This is a genomic window from Polaromonas sp., from assembly GCF_029945685.1.
Classification (GTDB): Bacteria; Pseudomonadota; Gammaproteobacteria; order Burkholderiales; family Burkholderiaceae_C; genus Polaromonas.
Genome location: NZ_JAQSDA010000009.1, coordinates 103,650 through 124,648 on the forward strand (window position 1 = coordinate 103,650; position 20,999 = coordinate 124,648).

Here is a 20,999-nt window from a genome sequence, read left to right on the forward strand (position 1 = left end):
CATTATCTCCAGCGTGGAAACATTCTTCTGCCCAGGATGGGCACTGTCAAACTAGCTGACGATTTCAGGCCGCCATTTGACGCCCGCTTCATTGAGCATCCACTCCTCTATTTGATCGTGCCATTTGCGGAGCAAATCGAGCGGACGTCGGCGGTAGTGTTTTTCTGCAATCGCAGAGGGCTTGTGGCCCTGTATTTGCGCGACGACGCCAACCGGTACCTCGCACCATTCGGCCAAAGTTCCGAATGATCGACGGAGTCCGTGGAGTGTGATGTGAGGAAGCTCTTCCGCCTGCAAAGCTTTCAAATGCGCCGCGCGAGGCTCGGCAATCTTTCCGTCTGCTGCGGTCAGGCTAGGGAAAACCCACGGAGAGGGTGTCCAAGTTAGCCCCCGCTCTTTTAAAAGTTTGAGCCTCCGAGGAGACGGGGGCATTTCATTTAGACGCCGCAGTTCATTGAAGAGTGTGGCCAAGTAGGGCGGCATAGGGATGATACGACCCCCAGTGCCTTCGACTTTGTCATTCAAAGTCATGCTTCGCCACTTGAGATCAACATCTGTATCCCAGCGCAGTGCTGCGAGCTCCTCGCGTCGGGCGCCTGTGATCAGTAGCCCCTGTAGGTATACGGAAGTTACGCGGTTTGGCAGTGCCTGGACGGCCTTAAACCACAAAGCTAGCTGCTCCCGCTGCAAAGAGTCTCCGTCTTTGGCTCTTACTCGTGGCAGCACATCACGCACGGCGCGAGCCTGATAGGCGTCCTCCGGAATGAGGCCCCTGTATGTCGGAGTGTCGCCACACCATCTTATAAATGCGCGAAGTAGCCGGTACGAAAGTGCGGCAGATGTAGGCCTCAGCGCAGCGTCTCGCGCAAGCCATTCGCTGATGAGTTCTCCGTGAAGTTCGGAAAGCTTCCGGGGCCGTAACGCCGACAGCGAACCTGGTTGTGTCAAGCCAACGCCTCGCCCTTTAGGGTGGCCACCTTCAGCTGCGTGTCGGACATGGTCTCGATAGTGCAGCTTGCTCCACGTAGCTTTACGACTTTCGACATATAAGTCCCAAACCTCGCCGAAGGTGAAGCTTCTACGCTGGGCTTCAGTTTGGCGTTGTTCATGAGCAACTTGTTGCTCGATTCGATGCTCGCGTGGATCAATGCCCCCATCTATCAGAGCCTTTAGCCGGCTCGCCTCAATCCTGGCCTTGCCTAGCTCCCAAGTCCGTACGTCTCCAAGAGTAAGGCGAATCGTCTTACCGTAGAGGCGACCTTCAAATATGAAGGATTTAGCACGGGCAGCCGTAACACGAACGCCCAAACCCGGCGTTTTCGCGTCCCAGAAGAGTTTTTGTTGTTTTCTGGGCGGGCACGTAAATCCATCTACGCGGGATATGGTGAAGGCTGCTTTGATATTTTCAGACATCTACAGATGCTAGCCCATGTAGGCAGCGTGTAGGCGTCATGTAGGCAAATTATTGTTTTCTGGATCAATTCATATCAACCTACTGAGAAACAAAAAACATAAAATATTAAATTAAAACAATAACTTAAATAAGATTCGGATGGAAAATCAATCGTGATCTATCTTAATGAATTGTGCTTTTGTTAGGATTGAAAATCCTTGTGTCGGTGGTTCGATTCCGCCCCAGGCCACCACTTCTTTTTCTCACACGATCCCAAGACAGCTCACAAGTCCTTGTAAATCAAGGACTTAGCCTGAAAAGGCGGCTCAAGCGGTATCGTTGAATCCCAGAACGTCCCGTTCTTGCGTGTACCCCTAGGTGTACCCCAGACTGATTTTCAACTTCAGTCTCTCCGGGGGTACACCATGGGACAGCTCAATGAGCTTCAGATCAAAGCGGCGCAGCCGCGCGATAAGGAATACATGCTTTCTGACGGAGAGGGCTTGTACCTTCGCGTCAGATCAAACGGCAAGGTTTGGATCTACCGCTACAAGCAGGCGGGCAAGCAGGCCAAGCTGAGCTTTGGCTCATATCCAGCCGTGTCCTTGGCCATGGCGCGCAGGAAGGCCCGCGATGAGGCCGGGAAGCGGGCCGACGGCATTGACCCCAGGAATTCCCGCAGGGAGCAGGTAGAGCGCGATAGGGTGGCTCGGCTCAATACGTTCGAGATGATGGCGCGAGCCTGGCATGCGCAGGCGCAAAAGGACCGTCAATGGTCCGCTGGCTACGCCGAAAAGGTAATTCGGCACCTGGAGCTGCACATCTTCCCGTGGATCGGTTCGCTGACCATGGAGACCATCAAGCCTACCGAGCTGGTGCGCTGCCTCCATCGCATCAAGGAGCGCGGCAACCTGGAAACGGCTCAACGCGTCCGGGAGGCTGTGCAGCACGCCTTCCAATACGCTGTTGACGTGGGTGCGCTGGAGCCGGCCAAGAATTTCGTGAACAGCCGTACCGGAGGCCTGCCGTCGCCACGTGCTCGCCACTATGCGGCGATCACCGATCCGCAGAAGCTCGGCGAGTTGCTGCGCGACATTCGAGCCTACAAGGGAAACGTCATTACACGCGCCGCCTTGCAACTTTCGCCACTGTTGTTCCAGCGCCCCGGGCAGCTGCGGCTTGCGCATTGGGAGGATATCGACTTCGAACGAACCCTCTGGCGGTGCCCTCCCGAAAAGATGAAGCTTCGCGAATGGAAGAAGCGGGACATTCGCACGCCGGCACACCTCGTACCACTTCCTACGCAAGCCATTGACATCCTGCGCGACATCCTTCCGTTGACCGGTCCTAGTGGACCGATCTTCCGCAGCATGGCGAAGCGATCAGAAAAAACGCGCTACATGAGCGACAACACGATCAACAGCGCGCTACGCACGCTTGGCTATGACACAAGGGAAGAAATAACAGGGCACGGCTTTCGAGCCACAGCCCGGACGCTGATTCGAGAACTGCTGGGGTGGGATCGCGAGATTATCGAGCGGCACCTGGCCCACGTTTCCGACGAAGAATTGGGGGGGAGCTACGACCGAGCGACTTTCCTGGACCAGCGTCGGCGGATGATTCAGCTGTGGGCGAACCTACTGGATGATCTGGCCGCAAGGAAGGCCGTGGCGCCACTTCGCGACCAGTCCCAGCAAACTGCAACCGGGACGTTGCAAGATGGTCATGTTGGGTTAGTACCCGCTCTATAGCCTTCTGGGTCATCAATCCAATGTTGCAACGCTGAACTGGGCCAGCCCGAGGCCCGGCCGCTCAAATGGATTGGCGACGGAAAACGACCTTCCGCCACGCGCCGGTAGATCGTGGATCGGCTAAGTGATGTGATGCGGATGACGTCGCGCAACCGATAGAACGCAGGCGGTGCTTTTGACGTCGGCATCTTCGGCAAAGTCTGATGGAACAACATGGACGAGCCTTTCTCGGAGGATTCCGAGAGGATGCGTCTCAATGATGCCCACAGCAACTCAAGCGAGCGCAGTCCGTCGCGTAGCATCGTAGAGGGGCAATTGATTGGCTTAAAACCAGTCCGGCACTGACTTTCTCCAAGAAATCCTCGCCAGTAATGGCCGTCGAATGATGGGCTTCTGAAAGGATCGCTAGGGGGACAATTTTTTATGACCGCCGGCGCACCAATTCCTTCCGACAGAATGCGCAACCGCGAATTGGACCATGCCCTTGATCGTCGCCCAAGGGCTGATTGCAACCTTAGCTTGGTTTAACGGAACAGGTACTATCGGCATGAGTCGTCGCCCGGGAAGACGGCTTTCTGGGAGCATTAGGTATTCAGAAGAATGCCGAATGTCGGGTCATACACGTGGCTGTGTGGCGCTGGACAAACGAGCAGATGCTGATGTCCTTACGGTGAGATGATGAAGGATAGCGGCATGTCTAGGTATAAATTTTCCGCGGCGCAACGGTATGCGATATTCTTGGCACATGGCACGAAGTGCTATCTTTGTGGGGCTCCACTCGATTTCACCTCAATGGCAGTCGACCATGTTCTGCCAGAACACCTGCTCGCGACCCCCTCGTTATTTGACGCTGCTAAGGCGGAGCTTGGCCTCCCCGCTTCGTTCAGCCTAAACTCATTCGAAAATTGGTTGCCTGCATGCAGCTCATGCAATGGGAAAAAGTCGGCGCTCCAGTTTGAGCCATCCCTTCTTGTCCAAGTAGAACTGCAAAAGCTCGCAAAGAAAGCCGACAAGGCTCGCCGGCTTTGCGATGAGGTCATTGGAAGCAGACGAGTGTCTATGGCACTCAACGTGTTGGAGAGAGCACTGGCGAGCGGCTGGAGTTTCGAGGGAGCAACACAGGCGCAATTTTCGGCCCTTCTGCGATTTGCCTCGGAGCGCGGGCTTGTGCCCAGGGGTCAACCACTTCGTTTGACACAGTCATTTCAACTAGTGACGACTACGGTAGAGGATGCAACGGGTTGGGGTGCCTCACACTGGTCTATGCCCCCTCGTGACCCAGGAGAGCCGGCACTGGTTGTGCTGTTTCGGGCTGAGCGAGGCGAGTGCGTTGAGTGCGGATTGATTCAGCAGGTCTTTCAGCCGATCAATCAGGAAGGTGGTGGTGATCCGATCTGCGGCGTATGCCTGTCAGAGCTGGATTGGATGGCCCCTGTGATCTTGGGAGACTTGCCCACTCACGTCACCCAAGCATGAGACGTTGTGTTTGCTACCTGATGTCAATTTCAGTGCAAGCAGTTCGGATTCCAATGCAAAGTAGGCCTCCGGCGCCTTAGGGTGGAGTCGTTTACTCTCGGGTCTCTGGTATGCAGCGCCATTTGAGATCCAACCTACACTGCGGTATGCAAAAAGACGAGCTACTTGAATACTGGCGCTTTCGCATGCACCGCGTCCAACTCGCCCACTATGAATGTGCCCGTCACTTTGAACGGCTGCATTTGTGGCTCGGCCTGCCGGCCGTCGCACTGAGCACGCTAGTTGGAACCACCGTGTTTGCGTCCCTGTCAAAGGTGACCGACATCTCGCTCCAAATTACTGTAGGTTTGTTGAGTGTTGTCGCGGCCGTGCTGACGGGATTGCAAACATTCTTAAGGTATTCCGAGTTGGCGGAAAAGCATCGTTTGGCCGGTGCGCGATTTGCCAATCTTAAGCATCGAATTGAACTTCTTACGGCCTTTCCTCCTGCAACTGAAACCGAGTACAACAGCTCGCTGCACGGTGTTGAGGAGGTGTGGTCAAAACTGCGAGAAGAAAGTCCGATGCTTCCTGGGCGCATTTGGCGGCGCATCGAAAAGTCGGTCGTTCTCGGCGCGCCACTTTATCCCGACGCTGCCCTGTCGACCAGCGGACGGACGGCCGTTGAGTCAAGGGTATGAGGGTCTAGCCCTCTCAGTGGCCGATGTCGAGGTCGAGCGATGACGCATTTTGAGCGACTCTCAAGTAATTTGGTGCTCGCAGTTTGCACGCTAGACGACGGGCAAGCGCCGCTGTTGGGTGGGGAAGCTGCCTTACTTCACGGTTCCACTCGATCAAGGATCAAAGAATTTACAGCTGGCAGGTGTATGGCCCGTGCCGCTATGAACCTCCTTGGCATACGGCCTCAGGAAATTCTCCAGGGCCCTGGCGGCGAGCCGCTGTTTCCCGCCGATGTGTGCGGAAGCATTTCGCACTCCGCCTCGGTCGCAGCGGCACTGGTTGGTAGTCAGTCCACTTTGATCGCAGTTGGGGTTGATGTGAATGATGGGCGGCCAATTGGCGCACTGGCAGCTCTGGACGTGACGTGGGCGCGTGAGACCCGCCTTCTCATGCATCTGGGGATTTGCGCAGATGAGGCGGCCGCGCACAATTTCGCCTTCTCGGCGAAAGAGGCGATCTACAAATGCCAGTATCACGTCACCAACTACGACAGCTTGCATTTCCACCAAGTCAGGTTGGTAGCACCTACAAGCGGATCGGCGGACATGCTCTCGGTCGCTGGGTGGCGCGTACCGCAAAAAATCGCGGCCACATTGGCTCGTGTGCAGGTGAACCTAAAGGTCATTTGCGGCGTCGAAATTGCCGTAGCCACTTATTCCACAATAGAGTAATGGTTATTCTTGTTGGATTTTCGAACATAACGTGCTATCGTTAGTTCGAATTCCAGACAAGGAGTACCCGGTGAGCAAAGTCAAACTTTCCCCTCAGCAGTTCGCGGATTTGTCGGCGTCGTTGAAAAAACGTCTTGCCGATGAGTTGACCAAACAAGCGGCGGAGTGCGCGTTGCCGGAGCTAGGAGCCAACCCTAACTCGGATCTTTGGTCGCCGCCGACCGTTGACTCGAAGACGGTGGTGAAGCTTTCGCCCATCGTGAAAGAAATGACCAGTTTCCGGTTGGACCCGAAATGGATTCGAAAAGGCGGCTACTCCTCCATTCCGGAGGCGGTGGCCGATGTAATGGCACGCATCGCTGAGCACTGCGTTGGCGTGCCTCTCCCTGCCAAGTCTGCTCCGGCCAAGCAGCCTGAGCCGGCACATGCCTAAGTGAAAGATGGATGAGATGAGTACTGAACGCGCACTGACTGCAGCAAGACTTAAAGAGGCTCGGGAATATCTCGGCCTGTCGCAGCAGGAAGTTGCTGATGCCACCGATCTTTCGAGATCGGCGATCTCCATGATCGAAACCGGACAGCGGCGAGTCGACGCTGTGGAGTTGTCCGCCCTAGCCAAGATTCTTCAGCGCTCTGTGGCGCATTTCATGGGTGAAGACGAGAAACCGGTTCCGGACGCCGTCAGCATGCTGGCTCGCCAAGCGGCGCAGCTTTCGGACAAGGACAGGTCTGAGCTGTTGAGGTTTTCAGAATTCCTAATGCAGCGGTCGCAATCTGGGACGGATGATGGCGACAAAACGTGACGCGATCCTGAACGGGATCGGTCGTGCAGCGGAGCTGCACGCCGAGCTTGGCCTTAAGGCCAAGCTCGGTACGGGTGATCGCGCGATCAATGTCCTAGGAGCGTTGAAATTCTTCAATATCGCCACGCTTTTCAGGCCACTTGAAGGATTGCTTGGCGCTTACGTGCCCACTCCGCGAAGCGCGGGGGTTCTCATCACAACGCTGCGTGACCATCACGTTCAGCGGTTTACGGCCGCACATGAATTAGGCCACCACGTGCTCGAACATCGAACGGTCAGTTTGGATACCAAAGTAGGTTTTGTTGCGCGAGGAGAGAAGGAGGGGTACGACTACCAGGAACAGGAGGCGGATGCCTTCGCGGCAGAATTCCTGCTCCCAAAGTGGCTTCTCGCAGCGCACGCACGAAGGCAGGGGTGGACGCGTGAACACCTGAAGCGAGCCGATGTCGTTTACCAACTTTCGCTGCGGATCGGTGCGAGTTTCTCCTCGACTTGTTGGGCCCTGGCCGGCGCAGATTTCTTGAGCAGAAGTGAAGCGTCGGCCTTGGCAGATTTGCCACCGAAGGCGTCCAAGCAACGGGCTTTGAATGACGTAACGCCGGAATCATGGCGGCCGGACGTATGGTTGCTCTCAGAGCGCGACCGGGGCGCGCAACTCCTGGGAAGCCCAGAAGACTATTTAGTGTTCGATCTCGAAGAACATGATGCCGGAGGATATGAATGGGATGTCGAGCCGATGCCTTCTGCGGGGTTGTCGATACGCAAGGATGAAAGAAGAGAGGCGTCTGGTAACCCGTCCGCCTTCGGCGCGAATGTACGTCGTCACGTCGTCGCGCAGGGGCAGCGGCTCGCCGTTCAGCGCCTCACGCTTGAGGAGAGAAGGCCGTGGGAAACGGCTACACAGGCGCTGAACACGTTCGAGGTGGACCTGGCCCTCTTGGGCAAGGAGCCAGTCGGTCTTCCTCGGCGCGAGAGGATGCTGGCCGCATGAGCGCACAAATCGGTGGAATCACTGTTTCAGTTGACATGCGAGGCTCGTATCCGCTGATCCGGGATCAGGGAGCCCGACCGTCGTGTGTCGCCTGCGCAGTATCGGACGCCCATGGCGCTGGCCATCAACTCGATCACGGACTGTCAGCGGAATACCTTCTGTATCACGCTGCCCAATACATGAGCGGGGGGCATGCGGGCAACGGTCTTTCGTTTGATGCTGCAGACCTTGCATTGCAGCAGGCTGGCCAACCTCATGAGCACGAGTGGCCGTACCAAATGGTCCAACCCGATCCGTGGGAGCCACCCAAAGTCGGACGGACATGGCACGGTACTGTCCAGGGGGCCGGCGCGGAACTCACGAAGATTTTTGACGCGCTAGGAGCCCGAAGTCCAGTGGTCATGGGGCTTCGACTGGTTAACGGATTCAGGCGGGTGCAACACCCGCCCCACATCGTTGATGAAGCTGGCCCTGCCGGCGGCCGACATGCTGTCGTCGCAGTTGGAAAAGGTCGTCGCCCTTCATCTCCAGCAGATGACTTGGTTCTGATTCGCAATAGTTGGGGGCCTGCGTGGGGAAGTGATGGGCACGCCTGGCTCACTCGTGAATATTTGATGCAGCACTTAGTCGAATGCAGAGTCGCTGTCCCGGCAAAAACGAACTAGTGGAGAAGCAAATGAAAACACGCACTCACCAGACCCGCGCAGGCGCCTGGCTCGAAGCAGCAGAACTGCTATTTGACGCGAAGTCGCCAATCTACAACCTGATTCTGGAAGTAGAGCAGCCCGGCCTGGCGACAGCAGAGTCAAGGGCTATAGAGGCGCGAGTCGACGGCTTCTTGAAGGAATGGGATTGCCAGCCCATTCAGACAGTGGCAGACACGATCTTCCCGGCCACGGAGTACATCGCCGGTGGGCTCAAGCAACTGTATGAGTATCCCGAGACAATCTATCCTCACATCAAATCCATTACCGCCAACAGCAAAGGAACCTACGCACTGCGCTTGGTACGTCGGAACTGTTCCGACAAATCCACGATGAATCCACTCGATACCCTCATTGACAAGCTTAAAGCGGAACTGAAAAGGAAGACTTCAGGTCCAATGAAAGCTATTTATGAGCTGGACATGGGGATGGAACCCCTTGAGCTGAAGTTCTACGAAGCGGAGATTGATCACGGCAACCATCGCAGCGGTCAATGCCTCAGCCACGTCAGCCTCAAACTCGGTCCCAACCGCGAGCTGTACCTGACCGCGCTCTATCGCTACCAATACTTTGTCCAAAAAACCATTGGAAATCTCAAGGGTCTCGCCCGGCTCCAAGAATGCATAGCGCGTGAGGTGGGCATTCCAACCGGTCCACTGGTGTGCCACGCAACGCTTGCCGCGCTCGAGTCCGGAAAGGGCGCCAAAGAGCCGGCATGGGGTAGACAGGGCCTCGCGGTGCTTATCGACGACTGCAGAAAGATCCGTGAGCAATACCGCCTGAAGGCGGTTGCATGAACCTGGACGAATACCAGGCCAAAGCCTTTGCCACAGCGCGTATTGAGTGGGACGACCCAGAGGCGCAACACATACCAGCCTTAGGGGTCATCGGCGAGCTTGGCTCGGTCGCCAGCGAGCTGAAGAAAATCATCCGCGACGGCGACGCATACACCGAGGGAAGGAAGAACCTTGGTGAAGAGTTTGGCGATCTGCTCTGGTACCTTGCGGCGGTTGCGACACGACACCGGCTTAAGCTCGGCGCGATTGCGCAAAGCTTTACTGAAGCAGCCATGCCTCGCGTCCATTCCTTCGATCACATCTATGCGCTCGTTGCCGCCGTCGCGAACCTGGTTAGCACTGCGAGACAGCATGATTTACACCCGCAGGCATCGACTAAAAAGAAACTGGTCGAGTGCATCGCTGACGCACTGAAATGCTTGCTGTTCTCTTTGCGCCGCGAAAAATTGAAGTTGGCCAGTGTGCTCAAGGCAAACCTCGCGAAGGGAGATAGCAAGTTTGGGTTGAGCCCCGAGCAAGCGGCTGCTCCGTGCTACGACAGAAAGTTTCGCGGCTACGAGCGTCTGCCCAGACTTCTTCACGTGAACTTTCTGGAGAGAGGCCGAGGCAAAGGCCGGGTAGAAGTTCTTTTGCGATGCAGGGGCATGAACATTGGCGATCGCCTTACGGACAACGCTCGAAAGGACGACGGCTATAGATACCATGACGTGTTCCACCTGGCCAATGCCGCCGTACTGGGATGGTCACCCGTACTTCGGTCCATCCTCCGGTGCAAACGGAAGTCGAATTCGAAGGTGGACGAAACCCAAGACGGCGCGCGTGCCGCGATTGTGGAGGAGGCAATCGCTCACACTGTTTTTCAGTATGCTGAAAGTCACTCGCTCCTCAAGGATCTAAAGCACATCGATCATGGTGTGCTGCTCCTCATTCAGCGGATGGTGAAAAATCTTGAGATCGAAAAGCTCGCAATGCATGAATGGGAGCGAGCAATTTTTGTCGGATTCGAGGCGTTCAGATTGCTCAAGAAGAACAAGGGTGGCTGGCTTACGCTGGATGCAGAAACGAGATCTCTGACGTTCTCTCGTGGCGAGCCAGCTTCGTCGTCTCCGAAATCCGCTCGTTAATTCCCCACTTCGGGGGAAACCACGGAGTCGGCATTTGAGCAACGCTCGCCGAAAACTTTTGCTTGATTCTCGTTCTGCCTGTGAGCCCCATTGCCTCGGGGTGCACAACGCGAGAGTATTTGTCGACCTCGCAGAACAGATTCTGACAGTCGATTAGCTGCAGATCGCGCCCCCATAGCGAATTGAATGGCAGGCCGCGCTTGCGGAACTCAGTGGTTTGGCGTTCTGTCACCCACTGGATAACTTCCGCTTCACTGTAGCCACCAAAGTCCTCGAAGCACTTGCGCAGTCCATCGCGCGCCCCAGGTCCTGGCATCACAAACTCCAATTCGGTGAACGAAAAGTGCGGGCTGTAGTTCAGGTCAGTGACGAACTGGTAGGCCAAGAAAGGGCCCACGCCTGGGACCGTTCTGAACAACTCGTACGCAGCACGCATGCTTCCGCATCGAGCAAGCTTCGCCGGAAACCCCTCGAGGAGCAATGTTCGCAGGAGTTCGAGATGCATCTCATGCTTTCGCGCGCGGCGGATGTCTGCAGGTCCACTGGGCATGATGTATGCCGCTGAGTAGATTGAAGCGCCCGACGCCATCGCCCGCTCCAAGACCGCGCCAAATGTAGCAGGTTCAAAAGTTCGAACTGATATTTCGCCGAATGCGTGCTCTAGCAGTTTCCAAGTCTCAATCTTATTGAAAATCTTGAACAACAATGTTCGCAGCACACTCGACTCTAGTCCATGGGTGCCGCTGTAAATCACGTTTTTGATGAGGTACTGGCTGACGCGATCTGAAGCTCGGTATGCATTCGTGAATTTATACGTCTGCAGCACAGGGTCGTCGCTCCAGGGGCCCGCCTCGTCTCGAACACGTCGGTGATAGATAGCCTGTCGCTTCTCTGCGAATCTCCAGTACGTGTCATACACGAATGACGGGCGAGGCTCGGTACGCTTCACTATTGCGAGAAGGCCTTTCTGCTTCGGAGGTTTGACCGTCGAGTCCGACCGAACCGGCTTCACCGGCGCCTTCTCGGTTGGAATGCCTGCAATCAGGGATTGGTACATGGTCTTCATGATGCGGATCCTTCCGTAAGTACGACGTCTACTCCACCGCTGCCTCGTCTTCGCTGCGGTTTAACCGTAATCGTGATGTTCTGGTCGAGAGCGACGAGAACAGAAAACAGCTTCTCGATCGAAATTCCGCTAAGCCGGTAATTTCTGATCGCGGAAATCCTAGGCTGAGGCATACGGAGTTGCTCAGCTGCCGCGCGCTGAGTCATTCCCGATTTTGTCATCAGCTCATTCACGCACGAAGCCAGACGGACCCGGGGGTCGCCTGGCCAGGGTGGGCTGGCAGTCGAGCCTTCCTGGTGCGCTTTGTCGGGAGGTTTTGTTTTTGACATTTAATACGCAATTTTATCTTCATGAATTATATCAAAAATGTAATCAAATACATTTTGTCATCTGTCAGATGATATCTAAATTGTAATCAATCAAATGGTCGAACTCTGACAGATTTGGCTGACGGGCGCCATGGCACGCTCGCGCATGCTGCAGTTGGATGCCGCAGAAATTGTGTTCAGTGAGATGCAGCCAGCCAGAAGCGTTGATGCGGTTGCGGATTGAAATTCGATGAATCACCTCTGATAGAGAGGAGCGCTTAGTGGGCGTCTGCTCCTTGATTTGCGTCCCGGCGTCTCGCCGTCGGGCTCGCGGGTTGCCCCCCCCCGCGCCTCGTGCCGAGTCGCGGCCATGCGGCGCTGATCCCTGACGCCTCCGGCCCGCTGGGCCTGCGCGCTGCGCTTGCCCTCCAGGGGACTGGCTAAAGCCAATCCCCGCCGCGCAGGCTTGGCGCCCCTCGATACCGCCGACCAGGCGGCGCCTGATCGGTCGGCGCATGGTGCCGGTGCGCGCTGCGCGCGCTTGTTCACTTCCAGCTAGGCGTGCCCACAGCACGCGGGGGCGCTCGCCGCGCGGCCGTGGGTTCGTCGCTCCCCTGGCCGTTGGCCGGGTTTCCGTCTTTCCCCGCCTTCATCGCTGATCCCGCGACCGTAGCCGCCGGTGCCTGGCCGTCAAGGCGCGCAGGGCCGTGTCCTCGCCTGCGGCTGCGGGCCGCACCAACCCTGCGCTTGTTTCCTTGACGGCCCGTCCCCGCCAGCCCGGTTTTTCGCGGGCGATGAACTCAGGAAAGACGGCGGCAACGGCGACCAGCCCAGGTCACTGCGCCGAACCCACCGAAGCCAACACCGGGCTCCGAATCTTGGAATCCGGCTGGTGTGGGAAACCACAGGAGAGCCGCGCATGCAGACACCGACACCTTGAACCCATTCCCTCTTTCTTCCTTTTTTCACTGCCTTGGTCGCCGTGGCGCATCGGCTTGCATTGCGCGTCATTCATGACGCGCACTACGGCTCACCCATCAACATCACCGCCAATCCGCAGGACCGGCTGGAGCAGTACGCCCCGGACGTGGCAGAGGCTCCGGCTGCTGTGGGCATGCGGCAGGTGCGGGAGGCTTGGGCTGACCGCCTGCCCAGCGACCCGGAGGCGTTGTTCACCGAGTTGTTGGCGATGCCGCAGCAGGAACTGCTGTCTCTGCTGGCGGTGTGCGTGGGCTTCACGGTGACGGCCATCGCTTCGCGTGAGGACGAAGCCCCGGCAGCTGCGCTTGCGCAGGCCGTGGGACTGGACATGCACGCGTGGTGGACGCCGACCGCAGCGGGCTACTTCGACCACGTCTCCAAGGCCAAGGCCTTGGAAGGGGCGCAGGCCTTCGCACCGGGTGAAGTGAACCGGCTCGGCAAGCTCAAGAAGGCGCAGATCGCCAGCGAGGCCGAGCGGCTGGCGGCGGGTACAGGCTGGCTGCCCGCTATGTTCCGCGCCCAAGAGGCAGTAGCGGTTGACGTTGCAGGCGCTGAACCGCTTGCTGAGGGGCCGGCTGATGCCGAAGCCCAAGAGGACGCGCACGCAACGGCGTGATCCTCATGCATCCCCGGCCGCGAGGCCGGGGATCTGGAAATTCGGCGCGACGCGCGCGGCAGGTCTGCCGCGCGCGTTTTGACTTCCGGAACAGCCAGTCCTCTGTGCCTTGAAGGACGCCCTACGCCAGCGCTCGCTGCGGTGGGTTGGGAATGCCTACCGGACGCGGGAGCATCGAACAGCACCGATCGCCGGCAATCCAGCGCGCTGATCGAGCTTTCGACAACCCCACCCGGATACCCCATGAACCACCAAGGCGTCAGCGAGATATTTTTTGAAGAGTCCTATACCGTGCCGGCGGACCAGACGGCGAAGTCGCTTTTCTCGCAGCTTCCTCACGGAAGCGGGTATGCGGAGCGACTGATCGAATGTCTTGCCACCGGGTACCTGGTGGCGGTGGTCGAATCCATTTGCATTCGTGAGATGCAGCAGCACGTCGATGCCGCCGCAGAAGTGGTGGTCGGCCGTTCGATCCGTATCGGCCATCGAGGGCCGATCCTGCCGGGGTCGCCGCTCCGGCTGCGCGGATGGCTCGAACGGCTGGGAGAGCGGAGCGCCACCTTCCGCGTCCAGGCTCAGGATGCGCACAAGCTTGTCTGCGAAACCACTGTCACGCTGGTGGCGGTCCAGCGGACACAGATGGAGTCGCGCATCGCGACAAAGATTTTGGCACTCCAATGCCCTGGAACCTAAAAAAGAGGCGCTCCGCCGCTTGCGGAGAGCGGGCCACCATCAGCTCGCTGCACTCGACGGTCGTGCGTGCCGTCCTGAAGCGGGCAAACAGTCCGCCGTGACAGCGGTGGTGCGCAGCGGGCGTTCCACAGCGCGTTTCCTTCCACACTGCAATTGCCGATTTCTTGGCCAGCGCCGATGCGGTGGGATCGTTCTTCCTTGTCTCATTGCTCCGTCACCATGGAACTGGATCGCTGCGGGAGCAGTTCCGGAACGCTGTTGCAGCGGTGGCGGTTCTGGGGCCATGCGTCCTTTCGCGACAGGATCACACCCACAGCGGCCTTGTATTTGTCGTGAATCCTGGCGAGGGCACGGCGGCTCTATGTGCCGCCTCGGGCTTGTTCTCCGCAACCGTCCAGCCCGACAAATTTCCCCGACCTGCGGTCTTCCTCGCGAGGCAAATTTCTCGGGCCTCCCGGTCCTTCACTGCGTTGCGGCCCCTTCGCTTCGCTATGGGATGCGGCGCGCCCGGACCCTCACCCATCGGATCACGCCAAGGCCGCGATGGGCGCGACCTGGTTAACTTCAAAAGGACTTCATCATGGCCAACATCGGCACCTTCACCGCACAGAACGACAGCTACACCGGCACGGTTCGCACCCTGACGCTCAACGTCAAGGTCAAGATCGTGCCCAACAACAAGGAGAGCGAGAACGCTCCGGACTACCGCATCGTCGCTGGCAACTTCGAGATCGGCGCGGCGTGGAAGAAAGTGAGCAAATCGGATCGGCCCTACCTGTCGGCGACCCTGGATGACCCGTCGTTCCCGGCGACCATCTATGCCCGCCTGGTCGAAGGCGAGGATGGCGCGCATAACCTGATCTGGTCGCGCAGCAAGGGCGACTGAGCGTCGCCCTCGGCGCCCCGCCTCGGCGGGGCGCTGTTCCCCTGCCAGGCCGCTACTTCAATAGGTCGGGCAAGCAGTCTGCGAACGCGGGCTGAATCTTGCGCATGGGCTTGGCCACGGCCTCGTCCCACGTCAGGACCGCCAGGGCCATGGCGGTCATCGTGAGCAGCCCATTGGAATTGCGCAGGATCTGCAGGGCCAGGTGGACCGGGAAGCCCTCGGACTGGCGGCGCAGCGGATGGATGCCGCCATGCACAAAGGAGTTCAGGGAATGCCAGGACACGTCCTTGAAGTGCGCCAGCATCTGATGGGCGGCCGCGGGCACGTTTGGTCCGACGCGCTTGCCGATCTGCTCGATCATCTCGCTGGCCGAGGGGAGATTCTTTGCGGCCTGCTCGCTCTGGAGGGTCAGTGGTGCGCTGAGCTTCTCGATGGCCAGATCGCTGGCTGCATATTGCAGCCACATGGCGCGGGTCAAGGCCTCGAACTGAAGCCGCATTAGGCCGACTGCCGACGTGGCCAATCCCATCGCCATCAAGGCGCGCAGGCTGAGCCCATGCTCGAGCGCCACGGAGCACATGCCGAAGGCAGCCTCGCCACGAGGCGAGGGATCGAACTCGGTGCCGTCGAGCAGGTGCAGCAGCGCTTCGTGCAGCTCGTCGGATCGACGGAGCATCACTTCCAGGGGATCGTCCGAGGGTTGTTGTTGGGAAGCTTCCATACAGACATCGTATTCGCTCGGTGCCGCTTCTGCGCGTCAGCAGATGGAACGGGCTGGCACCTGACTAGCGGCTTTGTGGATGTTCCCAAATGAGTAGACCCGTATCTACGTCTGCTCGCCAATCCGCTTTCACGGCTTTGCGGTTCCACGGTTCAACGGCGATTCGTGAAGACGGCTTTGCGCTTCGGAGGGTTTGTTGAATGACGCATTGCGGACTTTACGAGTCTCCGTATATCCGTCACTGACGCGGAGAGTTTCCGTGCGTCTCCGGCGATGCCGGCCGCGCTGTCGTGCTGCGCATCGAGCCGCCGGTGGCGTCTCGCCCCTTCGGGCTTTCATCGCTGACGCCTTCGCACCTGTCGGCGCTGCGCACTGCGTTTGCAGGAGCGAGTGGGCTGGTTTGCTGTTCCCTTTACCGTATCACGCCGTTCTCGCCGTCAAGGTCTGCGCGTGCTGCACACGCTGGCGGCCTCGCGGCCGTCTGTCGAACCCTGACGGCTGCGCTGCGCTGTGCTGTTTCCGGTCTCGGGCAATCCCGCCCTGATTCCTTCCAAGGAGAAGACTATGACGAAGCTCATCACCGACGAACAACGCACGCAGTTGCTGGCCAACGGCCGGCAGTCCCTCGAACAAGAAAACTTCGATCCCGCCCCGGTGGTCAAGCTGTTCACCCCGGACGCCGGAGCGACCTGGCTGTTGACCGAGATCGACCCGGACGACCACGACCATGCGTTCGGGCTGTGCGACCTGGGTTTGGGTTACCCCGAACTGGGGTGGGTCAGTCTCGTAGAGATTGCGACGGTGCGCGGCGGGCTCGGACTTCCCGTTGAACGGGATCTGCACTTCGCACCGCAGAAGCGTCTGAGTGTGTATGCGCGTGAGGCGCGGTTCGCTGGACGGGTCGTGGTCTAGCGTCGGTCTATTGGCCGCCGGCGACTGCTGGCGGCCAGTCGTGCCTTAACCCTCTTCCTTGAGCAGACGTGCTTCGGTTTCCAGCATCAACTCACCTGCGCTGCGGCCCAACGCGCGGGCGATCTTCAAGATCATGGCCAAGGTTGGCATGTGCTCGCCGCGCTCAATCTTCCCCATGTGGGAGCGCTCAATGTCTGCCAAGTGAGCGAGCGTTTCCTGGGCGATGCCATCTTCGGTGCGAAGGGCGCGCACCGCATCGCCAAAGGCCCGTGCCGGGCCTGCTTCAAATGTCGTTGCGCCGGTCGGTCGCCCGCGCTGGATTCCTTGCTTCTGCATACACAGAAGCGTCGTGTTTCAAGTACATTAAAACCACGTTATCTTTAACTCATTAAATTGCGTCCATTCACCAAGCGCGGCAGCACCACAGATCACATTGCGTTCCTGGCCCCATCGCCGTGCCACTTGCGTTATGCGTGAGCCGAATTAGTATGTAACTACCTCACGAAGAAACCATGACATTTCTCACAGAAGAGCAACGAGGTCGGATGCTGGCCAACGGCGCCGCACGGGCGCGTGGGGAGACTCTTGACCCATTGCCCGTGGTCAAGCTCTACACGCTGGACGCTGGAGCCGCCTGGCTGCTGACCGAACTCGATGTCGATGGAGACAAGGCCTACGGCCTGTGCGACGCTGGAACCGGTAGCCCCGAGCTGGGACACGTCAGCCTCTCGGCCCTCGAAGGCGTGCACGGGCCGCGGGGCATGCGCATCGTGGCCGATCCGCACTTCAAGGCGCGCCAGCAGTTGTCTGGCTACCTAGCCGACGCACAGCGCGACGGTTCGATCAACGACTAACGCGAAGCTACAACGTCGCTGATTGCGCAACGGAGGGTCGCCGCAAAAGCTACCCTGTTTCACCTTGCCTGTGGCAGCGTTCCTCTTCCAAAGGAGGACTCTGTGACCAACCCCAATCTCGAAGATCTGCCCAGCGCGCCATGGGGCATCTCTGCCGCCTACCTCTACGTGCTGGATCTCGACGACCCAGCTCTCGCCTGGGAATATTTGCGCCGCCATCCGGGCTACCGCACGGATTGGGCACGCCGCAAGCGCGTGGTGTCTTTTGCCCGGTGGGGGTTGCGACAGCGCCGAAGATCCGGACGTAGACGGGCGCAATGCACAACCGCTCTGGCTGTCGTCTTCTGACGGCCTGCTGCATGTGCGTGCTGCGCATGCAAACAATGCATCAGCCCGCCGCTTCGACCTGTGGCGAATCCCTGGCCGCAAGCGCTTGGTGCTTGACGGTCCCGACCTGGCGCTGACTGCCGACCTCAGCGTCCAGCGGATGCGCTTGTCATTGTCGGGAGCCCTGGCCGACGGGGCTGGCTATGCCAGCGCTGCGCCGATGACACCGCGCCTGCGCGGCCAGCTTGACGGCTTCAACGCGCAGGCGCGCGCCCTGGAAGGCCATGCAACGCAGGCCGATCCTGCACGGCCGGTGACCCGCGCCGTGCTGCTGCACCTGCGCGCGCTGCAGGCGCTTGATGCCTCGCAGGCGGGCGCGTCGCATCGCGACATCGCCCAAGCCCTGTTCGGCATCGAAGCCGTCGTCCTGCGTTGGCATGAAGACGGGGAGTTGCGCGCGCAAGTGCGCCACCTGGTGCGACGGGCCCAGGCGTACATGGCTGGCGGTTACCTGGCCTTGGCCGGCGTATCGCATCCCGCAGGAGGGTGCACCGGAGACGAACCGATGCGCTGAATTTCTCCCTGCCCTGATCGGGCCTGATTCCCGAGACTGCCTCCATCGGGCCGCGAATGGTTTGCGGCCCATCGACAGCGATGGAGGTCGTCATGGCAGTTGGCAGTTCTTTCTCTTCCCGCACGGCGCCCAGGCCTGCGCCGCAACCCTCTGCGGCTTCGGCGGGGCCAGCGGCCCCCGCCAATCCCGAATTCCTGACCACCGACGAAGCCGGCGCGTTCCTGCGGCTGTCGCCGCGTACGCTGGAAAAGCAGCGCGTTCTGGGCGGTGGTCCGCGGTTCCGAAAGTTCGGCGCACGGGTGGTCTACGCGGCTGCCGACCTGCGTGCATGGGCCGACAGCCGCACCTACGGCATGACCTCAGACCCAGGCTACGTGCAGCGCGACTCCGTCCGCTGACTGACCGCTCCGAAGGCAACATCGCATGTCGAAGCGCTTGAGCGAACGCGAACAACTCACGCTGTTCCGCGCGCTGCCGCACGGCGACATGGCGCTGCGCGACTCGCAGGATCTGATGGCTTACCCGTTCTTCTCACTGGCCAAGTCGCCACGCATCGTCCCGATCCGCTTCGACGCCGGCGGCATGTCGCTCACCGTCGAGGGCGTGCCCGAGCACGGTATCGCCACCATCTGGGACGCCGACGTGCTGATCTGGGCCGCCAGCCAGATCATCCAGGCGAAGAAGGAAGGCATTGCGCCTTCGCGCCTGATGGTGGCCACACCCTACGAGATCCTGCGCTTTGCCCGGCGCGGGACCGGCCGCAGCGATTACTTGGCGCTGCGCGCTGCGCTGGACCGGCTTCAGTCCACCACTGTCGCGACGACGCTGCGCCAGCGCGAGCGCCCGAACGGGGCCACGCGAGTGCACCGCTTCTCCTGGATCAACGAGTGGAAGGAGTACATCCGGCCCGACGGCCGCTCCGACGGCATCGAGCTGATCCTGGCCGACTGGTTCTTCACCGGCGTGATGGAAGAAGCGCTCGTGCTCACGCTCGATCCCACGTATTTCCGGCTTTCCGGTGGCATCGAGCGCTGGCTGTACCGGCTGGTGCGCAAGCATGGCGGCCGACAGCCTGCGGGCTGGCGCTTCGAGATGCGCCACCTGCATTTGAAATCCGGGAGCCTGCAGCGCCATTCCGACTTCGCAATCCAGGTGCGCCAGCTTGCGCGGCGCCAGGCGCTGCCTGGCTACCAGTTGTCAATGGAGCGCAGCGGGGGCATCGAATGGCTCGCCTTTCGGCCCGGTTCGGCCGAACCTTCCGAAGGTGACTTATGAAATCCGGGAGCCTGCAGCGCCATTCCGACTTCGCAATCCAGGTGCGCCAGCTTGCGCGGCGCCAGGCGCTGCCTGGCTACCAGTTGTCAATGGAGCGCAGCGGGGGCATCGAATGGCTCGCCTTTCGGCCCGGTTCGGCCGAACCTTCCGAAGGTGACTTATCCACAGCTTCTGTTGAAGAACCTGTGGATGGCTTGGGGATGGGCTCGGTGGATCACCCGCACGACCCTCGGTGGATCGCCCGCAGAAGTATCGGTGGATCGCCCGCACCGATCGACCGGAAAGCCGCGCCCAGCAACGATTTCGGGCCGCCCTAAACATCTAAAGGAATACATAAATGGAAGTCACGCGCGCGCGAACAGAAGCTGCTCAAAAGTCGGGCACTGCCTTGCCTGAGGCAGTCCGAACACCCGAAAACCGTCTTCCAGGAAGACAAGGTCAGCCTGGCAAGGTGATCGCGTTGCTCAACCAAAAAGGCGGTGCGGGCAAGACCACGCTCGCCACGCATCTGGCGGGTGAGCTGGCCATGGCGGGAAGCCGCGTGACGCTGCTCGATGCCGATCCGCAGGGCTCGGCCCTCGACTGGGCGCAACGCCGTCTTCAGAACGGCCAGGGACGGCTCTACGGCGTGTTCGGGCTGGCCAGGGACTCGTTGCACCAAGAAGCGCCGCAGATCGCATTGGAGGCGGACTACGTCGTGATTGACGGCCCGCCGCGGGTCGCGGCCCTCGCGCGCTCCGCGCTGCTGGCCGCCGACCTGGTGCTGATCCCCGTGCAGCCCAGCGCCTACGATGTGTGGGCCAGCCACGAGATGGTTGCGCTCATTGCCGAGGCCCGGGTGTTTAGACCGCAGCTACGCGCGGCCTTCGTGATCAACCGCCGCGTGGTCGGCACGGTCATCGGCCGTGAGGCACGCGCCGCGCTGGCCGATCAACCCTTCGCGGCGCTGCAGGCCGAAGTCTCGCAGCGCATCGTGTTCGCCGACAGCGTGGCCGCAGGCCGGCTCGCATGCGAAGCCGCGCCAAAGTGCGCGGCCGCGCGCGAGATCGCGGCACTGGCACAGGCAGTGCAGGAGATGCTGCGATGACGGCATCCGCGTCATCTGCAGCGCCCAAGCGGGCACCCATCGGCCGCAAGCCGGCGGTCGACCCGGCTTCGACCTGGGTGCGGCAGGCCGATGCACCAGAGGGTGCCCCCAAAGCGTCGATCTACACCGCTCGCCTGACCATCGACGTGACGCCGTCGCTGCGCGGGCGCATCAAGGTCATCGCGTTCGAACGCGGCGACACGGCGGCCGAGATGTTGCGCGAGCTGCTGGAGCGCGAGTACGGCGCAGGTCAGCCATGACGCAGTTGC

At 59.8% G+C, this 20,999-nt stretch carries 27 protein-coding genes; 21 read left to right on the forward strand and 6 right to left on the reverse strand.

The window, feature by feature from the left end; all coding sequences use genetic code 11:
- Positions 1 to 51 precede the first annotated feature (51 nt).
- Complete coding sequence (locus tag PSV26_RS07230) at positions 52 to 1,413, reverse strand: integrase family protein (protein WP_300569291.1); 1,362 nt, start codon at positions 1,411 to 1,413, stop codon at positions 52 to 54.
- A 405-nt stretch (positions 1,414 to 1,818) separates the two neighbouring features.
- Here PSV26_RS07230 and PSV26_RS07235 point away from each other — a divergent pair, with 405 nt between their 5' ends.
- The gene (locus PSV26_RS07235; protein WP_300569294.1) at positions 1,819 to 3,144 is read left to right on the forward strand and encodes an integrase arm-type DNA-binding domain-containing protein; all 1,326 of its coding nucleotides are present in this window, start codon (positions 1,819 to 1,821) and stop codon (positions 3,142 to 3,144) included.
- Here PSV26_RS07235 and PSV26_RS07240 read toward each other — a convergent pair.
- On the reverse strand, positions 3,117 to 3,446 hold the full coding sequence (locus PSV26_RS07240) for an AlpA family phage regulatory protein (protein WP_366945978.1): 330 nt from the start codon (positions 3,444 to 3,446) through the stop codon (positions 3,117 to 3,119). The two genes, PSV26_RS07235 and PSV26_RS07240, sit on opposite strands and share 28 nt — an antisense overlap.
- A gap of 1,320 nt (positions 3,447 to 4,766) precedes the next feature.
- Between PSV26_RS07240 and PSV26_RS07245 the strand changes: the two genes are divergently transcribed.
- From PSV26_RS07245 to PSV26_RS07275, 8 genes are all read left to right on the forward strand, one after another.
- Positions 4,767 to 5,300 (forward strand): SLATT domain-containing protein, encoded by a 534-nt coding sequence (locus PSV26_RS07245; RefSeq protein ID WP_300569297.1) that lies wholly within the window; start codon positions 4,767 to 4,769, stop codon positions 5,298 to 5,300.
- 39 nt (positions 5,301 to 5,339) lie between these two features.
- Positions 5,340 to 6,011 (forward strand): hypothetical protein, encoded by a 672-nt coding sequence (locus tag PSV26_RS07250; protein WP_300569300.1) that lies wholly within the window; start codon positions 5,340 to 5,342, stop codon positions 6,009 to 6,011.
- Between the two features lie 70 nt (positions 6,012 to 6,081).
- Positions 6,082 to 6,444, forward strand: coding sequence for a hypothetical protein (locus PSV26_RS07255; protein WP_300569303.1), 363 nt, complete (start codon positions 6,082 to 6,084; stop codon positions 6,442 to 6,444).
- A 16-nt stretch (positions 6,445 to 6,460) separates the two neighbouring features.
- Positions 6,461 to 6,814, forward strand: coding sequence for a helix-turn-helix domain-containing protein (locus PSV26_RS07260; protein ID WP_300569306.1), 354 nt, complete (start codon positions 6,461 to 6,463; stop codon positions 6,812 to 6,814).
- Positions 6,798 to 7,805 carry an ImmA/IrrE family metallo-endopeptidase gene (locus tag PSV26_RS07265; protein WP_300569309.1) on the forward strand — a complete coding sequence of 336 codons (1,008 nt, stop codon included), beginning with the start codon at positions 6,798 to 6,800 and terminating at the stop codon, positions 7,803 to 7,805. The genes PSV26_RS07260 and PSV26_RS07265 overlap by 17 nt, the downstream gene beginning before the upstream one ends.
- Positions 7,806 to 7,840: 35 nt before the next feature.
- The gene (locus tag PSV26_RS22660) at positions 7,841 to 8,470 is read left to right on the forward strand and encodes a C1 family peptidase (protein WP_366945979.1); all 630 of its coding nucleotides are present in this window, start codon (positions 7,841 to 7,843) and stop codon (positions 8,468 to 8,470) included.
- An 11-nt stretch (positions 8,471 to 8,481) separates the two neighbouring features.
- The gene (locus PSV26_RS07270; RefSeq protein ID WP_300569312.1) at positions 8,482 to 9,306 is read left to right on the forward strand and encodes a hypothetical protein; all 825 of its coding nucleotides are present in this window, start codon (positions 8,482 to 8,484) and stop codon (positions 9,304 to 9,306) included.
- On the forward strand, positions 9,303 to 10,430 hold the full coding sequence (locus PSV26_RS07275; RefSeq protein WP_300569315.1) for a nucleoside triphosphate pyrophosphohydrolase family protein: 1,128 nt from the start codon (positions 9,303 to 9,305) through the stop codon (positions 10,428 to 10,430). Before PSV26_RS07270 ends, PSV26_RS07275 begins: the two co-directional genes overlap by 4 nt.
- On the opposite strand, the gene PSV26_RS07280 is transcribed toward PSV26_RS07275, so the two are convergent.
- Together PSV26_RS07280 and PSV26_RS22665 are read right to left on the reverse strand one after the other, a co-directional pair.
- Positions 10,351 to 11,496 carry a nucleotide kinase domain-containing protein gene (locus tag PSV26_RS07280; RefSeq protein ID WP_300569318.1) on the reverse strand — a complete coding sequence of 382 codons (1,146 nt, stop codon included), beginning with the start codon at positions 11,494 to 11,496 and terminating at the stop codon, positions 10,351 to 10,353. The two genes, PSV26_RS07275 and PSV26_RS07280, sit on opposite strands and share 80 nt — an antisense overlap.
- Entirely contained in the window at positions 11,493 to 11,825 is a 333-nt protein-coding gene (locus PSV26_RS22665; protein WP_366945975.1) for a helix-turn-helix transcriptional regulator, read from the reverse strand. Before PSV26_RS22665 ends, PSV26_RS07280 begins: the two co-directional genes overlap by 4 nt.
- Positions 11,826 to 12,786: 961 nt before the next feature.
- Between PSV26_RS22665 and PSV26_RS07285 the strand changes: the two genes are divergently transcribed.
- The 3 genes from PSV26_RS07285 to PSV26_RS07295 all read left to right on the forward strand — a co-directional run bounded on the left by PSV26_RS07285 (position 12,787) and on the right by PSV26_RS07295 (position 14,980).
- Positions 12,787 to 13,401, forward strand: a complete 615-nt coding sequence (locus PSV26_RS07285) for a hypothetical protein (RefSeq protein ID WP_300569321.1) — start codon at positions 12,787 to 12,789, stop codon at positions 13,399 to 13,401.
- 243 nt (positions 13,402 to 13,644) lie between these two features.
- The gene (locus PSV26_RS07290) at positions 13,645 to 14,094 is read left to right on the forward strand and encodes a hotdog domain-containing protein (RefSeq protein ID WP_300569324.1); all 450 of its coding nucleotides are present in this window, start codon (positions 13,645 to 13,647) and stop codon (positions 14,092 to 14,094) included.
- A gap of 580 nt (positions 14,095 to 14,674) precedes the next feature.
- The gene (locus tag PSV26_RS07295; protein ID WP_077595453.1) at positions 14,675 to 14,980 is read left to right on the forward strand and encodes a DUF736 domain-containing protein; all 306 of its coding nucleotides are present in this window, start codon (positions 14,675 to 14,677) and stop codon (positions 14,978 to 14,980) included.
- 52 nt (positions 14,981 to 15,032) lie between these two features.
- On the opposite strand, the gene PSV26_RS07300 is transcribed toward PSV26_RS07295, so the two are convergent.
- On the reverse strand, positions 15,033 to 15,701 hold the full coding sequence (locus tag PSV26_RS07300) for a hypothetical protein (RefSeq protein WP_300569329.1): 669 nt from the start codon (positions 15,699 to 15,701) through the stop codon (positions 15,033 to 15,035).
- A 564-nt stretch (positions 15,702 to 16,265) separates the two neighbouring features.
- Here PSV26_RS07300 and PSV26_RS07305 point away from each other — a divergent pair.
- Complete coding sequence (locus PSV26_RS07305; protein ID WP_300569332.1) at positions 16,266 to 16,613, forward strand: DUF2958 domain-containing protein; 348 nt, start codon at positions 16,266 to 16,268, stop codon at positions 16,611 to 16,613.
- A 45-nt stretch (positions 16,614 to 16,658) separates the two neighbouring features.
- Here the strand turns inward: PSV26_RS07305 and PSV26_RS07310 are convergent, their stop codons facing one another.
- Positions 16,659 to 16,949, reverse strand: coding sequence for a helix-turn-helix transcriptional regulator (locus PSV26_RS07310; protein ID WP_300569334.1), 291 nt, complete (start codon positions 16,947 to 16,949; stop codon positions 16,659 to 16,661).
- A gap of 176 nt (positions 16,950 to 17,125) precedes the next feature.
- Between PSV26_RS07310 and PSV26_RS07315 the strand changes: the two genes are divergently transcribed.
- The 8 genes from PSV26_RS07315 (at position 17,126) to PSV26_RS07350 (ending at position 20,990) form a co-directional block, all read left to right on the forward strand.
- Positions 17,126 to 17,467, forward strand: coding sequence for a DUF2958 domain-containing protein (locus PSV26_RS07315; protein ID WP_300569336.1), 342 nt, complete (start codon positions 17,126 to 17,128; stop codon positions 17,465 to 17,467).
- Between the two features lie 102 nt (positions 17,468 to 17,569).
- Positions 17,570 to 17,815, forward strand: a complete 246-nt coding sequence (locus PSV26_RS07320) for a DUF6499 domain-containing protein (RefSeq protein WP_300569339.1) — start codon at positions 17,570 to 17,572, stop codon at positions 17,813 to 17,815.
- A gap of 139 nt (positions 17,816 to 17,954) precedes the next feature.
- Complete coding sequence (locus tag PSV26_RS07325; protein ID WP_300569341.1) at positions 17,955 to 18,368, forward strand: DUF2285 domain-containing protein; 414 nt, start codon at positions 17,955 to 17,957, stop codon at positions 18,366 to 18,368.
- Between the two features lie 92 nt (positions 18,369 to 18,460).
- Positions 18,461 to 18,766, forward strand: coding sequence for a helix-turn-helix domain-containing protein (locus PSV26_RS07330; RefSeq protein WP_300569344.1), 306 nt, complete (start codon positions 18,461 to 18,463; stop codon positions 18,764 to 18,766).
- Between the two features lie 25 nt (positions 18,767 to 18,791).
- The gene (locus PSV26_RS07335) at positions 18,792 to 19,643 is read left to right on the forward strand and encodes a replication initiator protein A (protein WP_300569347.1); all 852 of its coding nucleotides are present in this window, start codon (positions 18,792 to 18,794) and stop codon (positions 19,641 to 19,643) included.
- The gene (locus tag PSV26_RS07340; RefSeq protein ID WP_300569350.1) at positions 19,640 to 19,960 is read left to right on the forward strand and encodes a hypothetical protein; all 321 of its coding nucleotides are present in this window, start codon (positions 19,640 to 19,642) and stop codon (positions 19,958 to 19,960) included. Before PSV26_RS07335 ends, PSV26_RS07340 begins: the two co-directional genes overlap by 4 nt.
- Before the next feature lie 20 nt (positions 19,961 to 19,980).
- Positions 19,981 to 20,730: a ParA family partition ATPase gene (parA, locus tag PSV26_RS07345; RefSeq protein ID WP_300569353.1), complete on the forward strand. Its 750-nt coding sequence runs from the start codon at positions 19,981 to 19,983 to the stop codon at positions 20,728 to 20,730.
- Positions 20,727 to 20,990 carry a chromosome partitioning protein ParB gene (locus PSV26_RS07350; RefSeq protein ID WP_300569356.1) on the forward strand — a complete coding sequence of 88 codons (264 nt, stop codon included), beginning with the start codon at positions 20,727 to 20,729 and terminating at the stop codon, positions 20,988 to 20,990. Before parA ends, PSV26_RS07350 begins: the two co-directional genes overlap by 4 nt.
- The last annotated feature ends 9 nt before the right edge of the window (positions 20,991 to 20,999 follow it).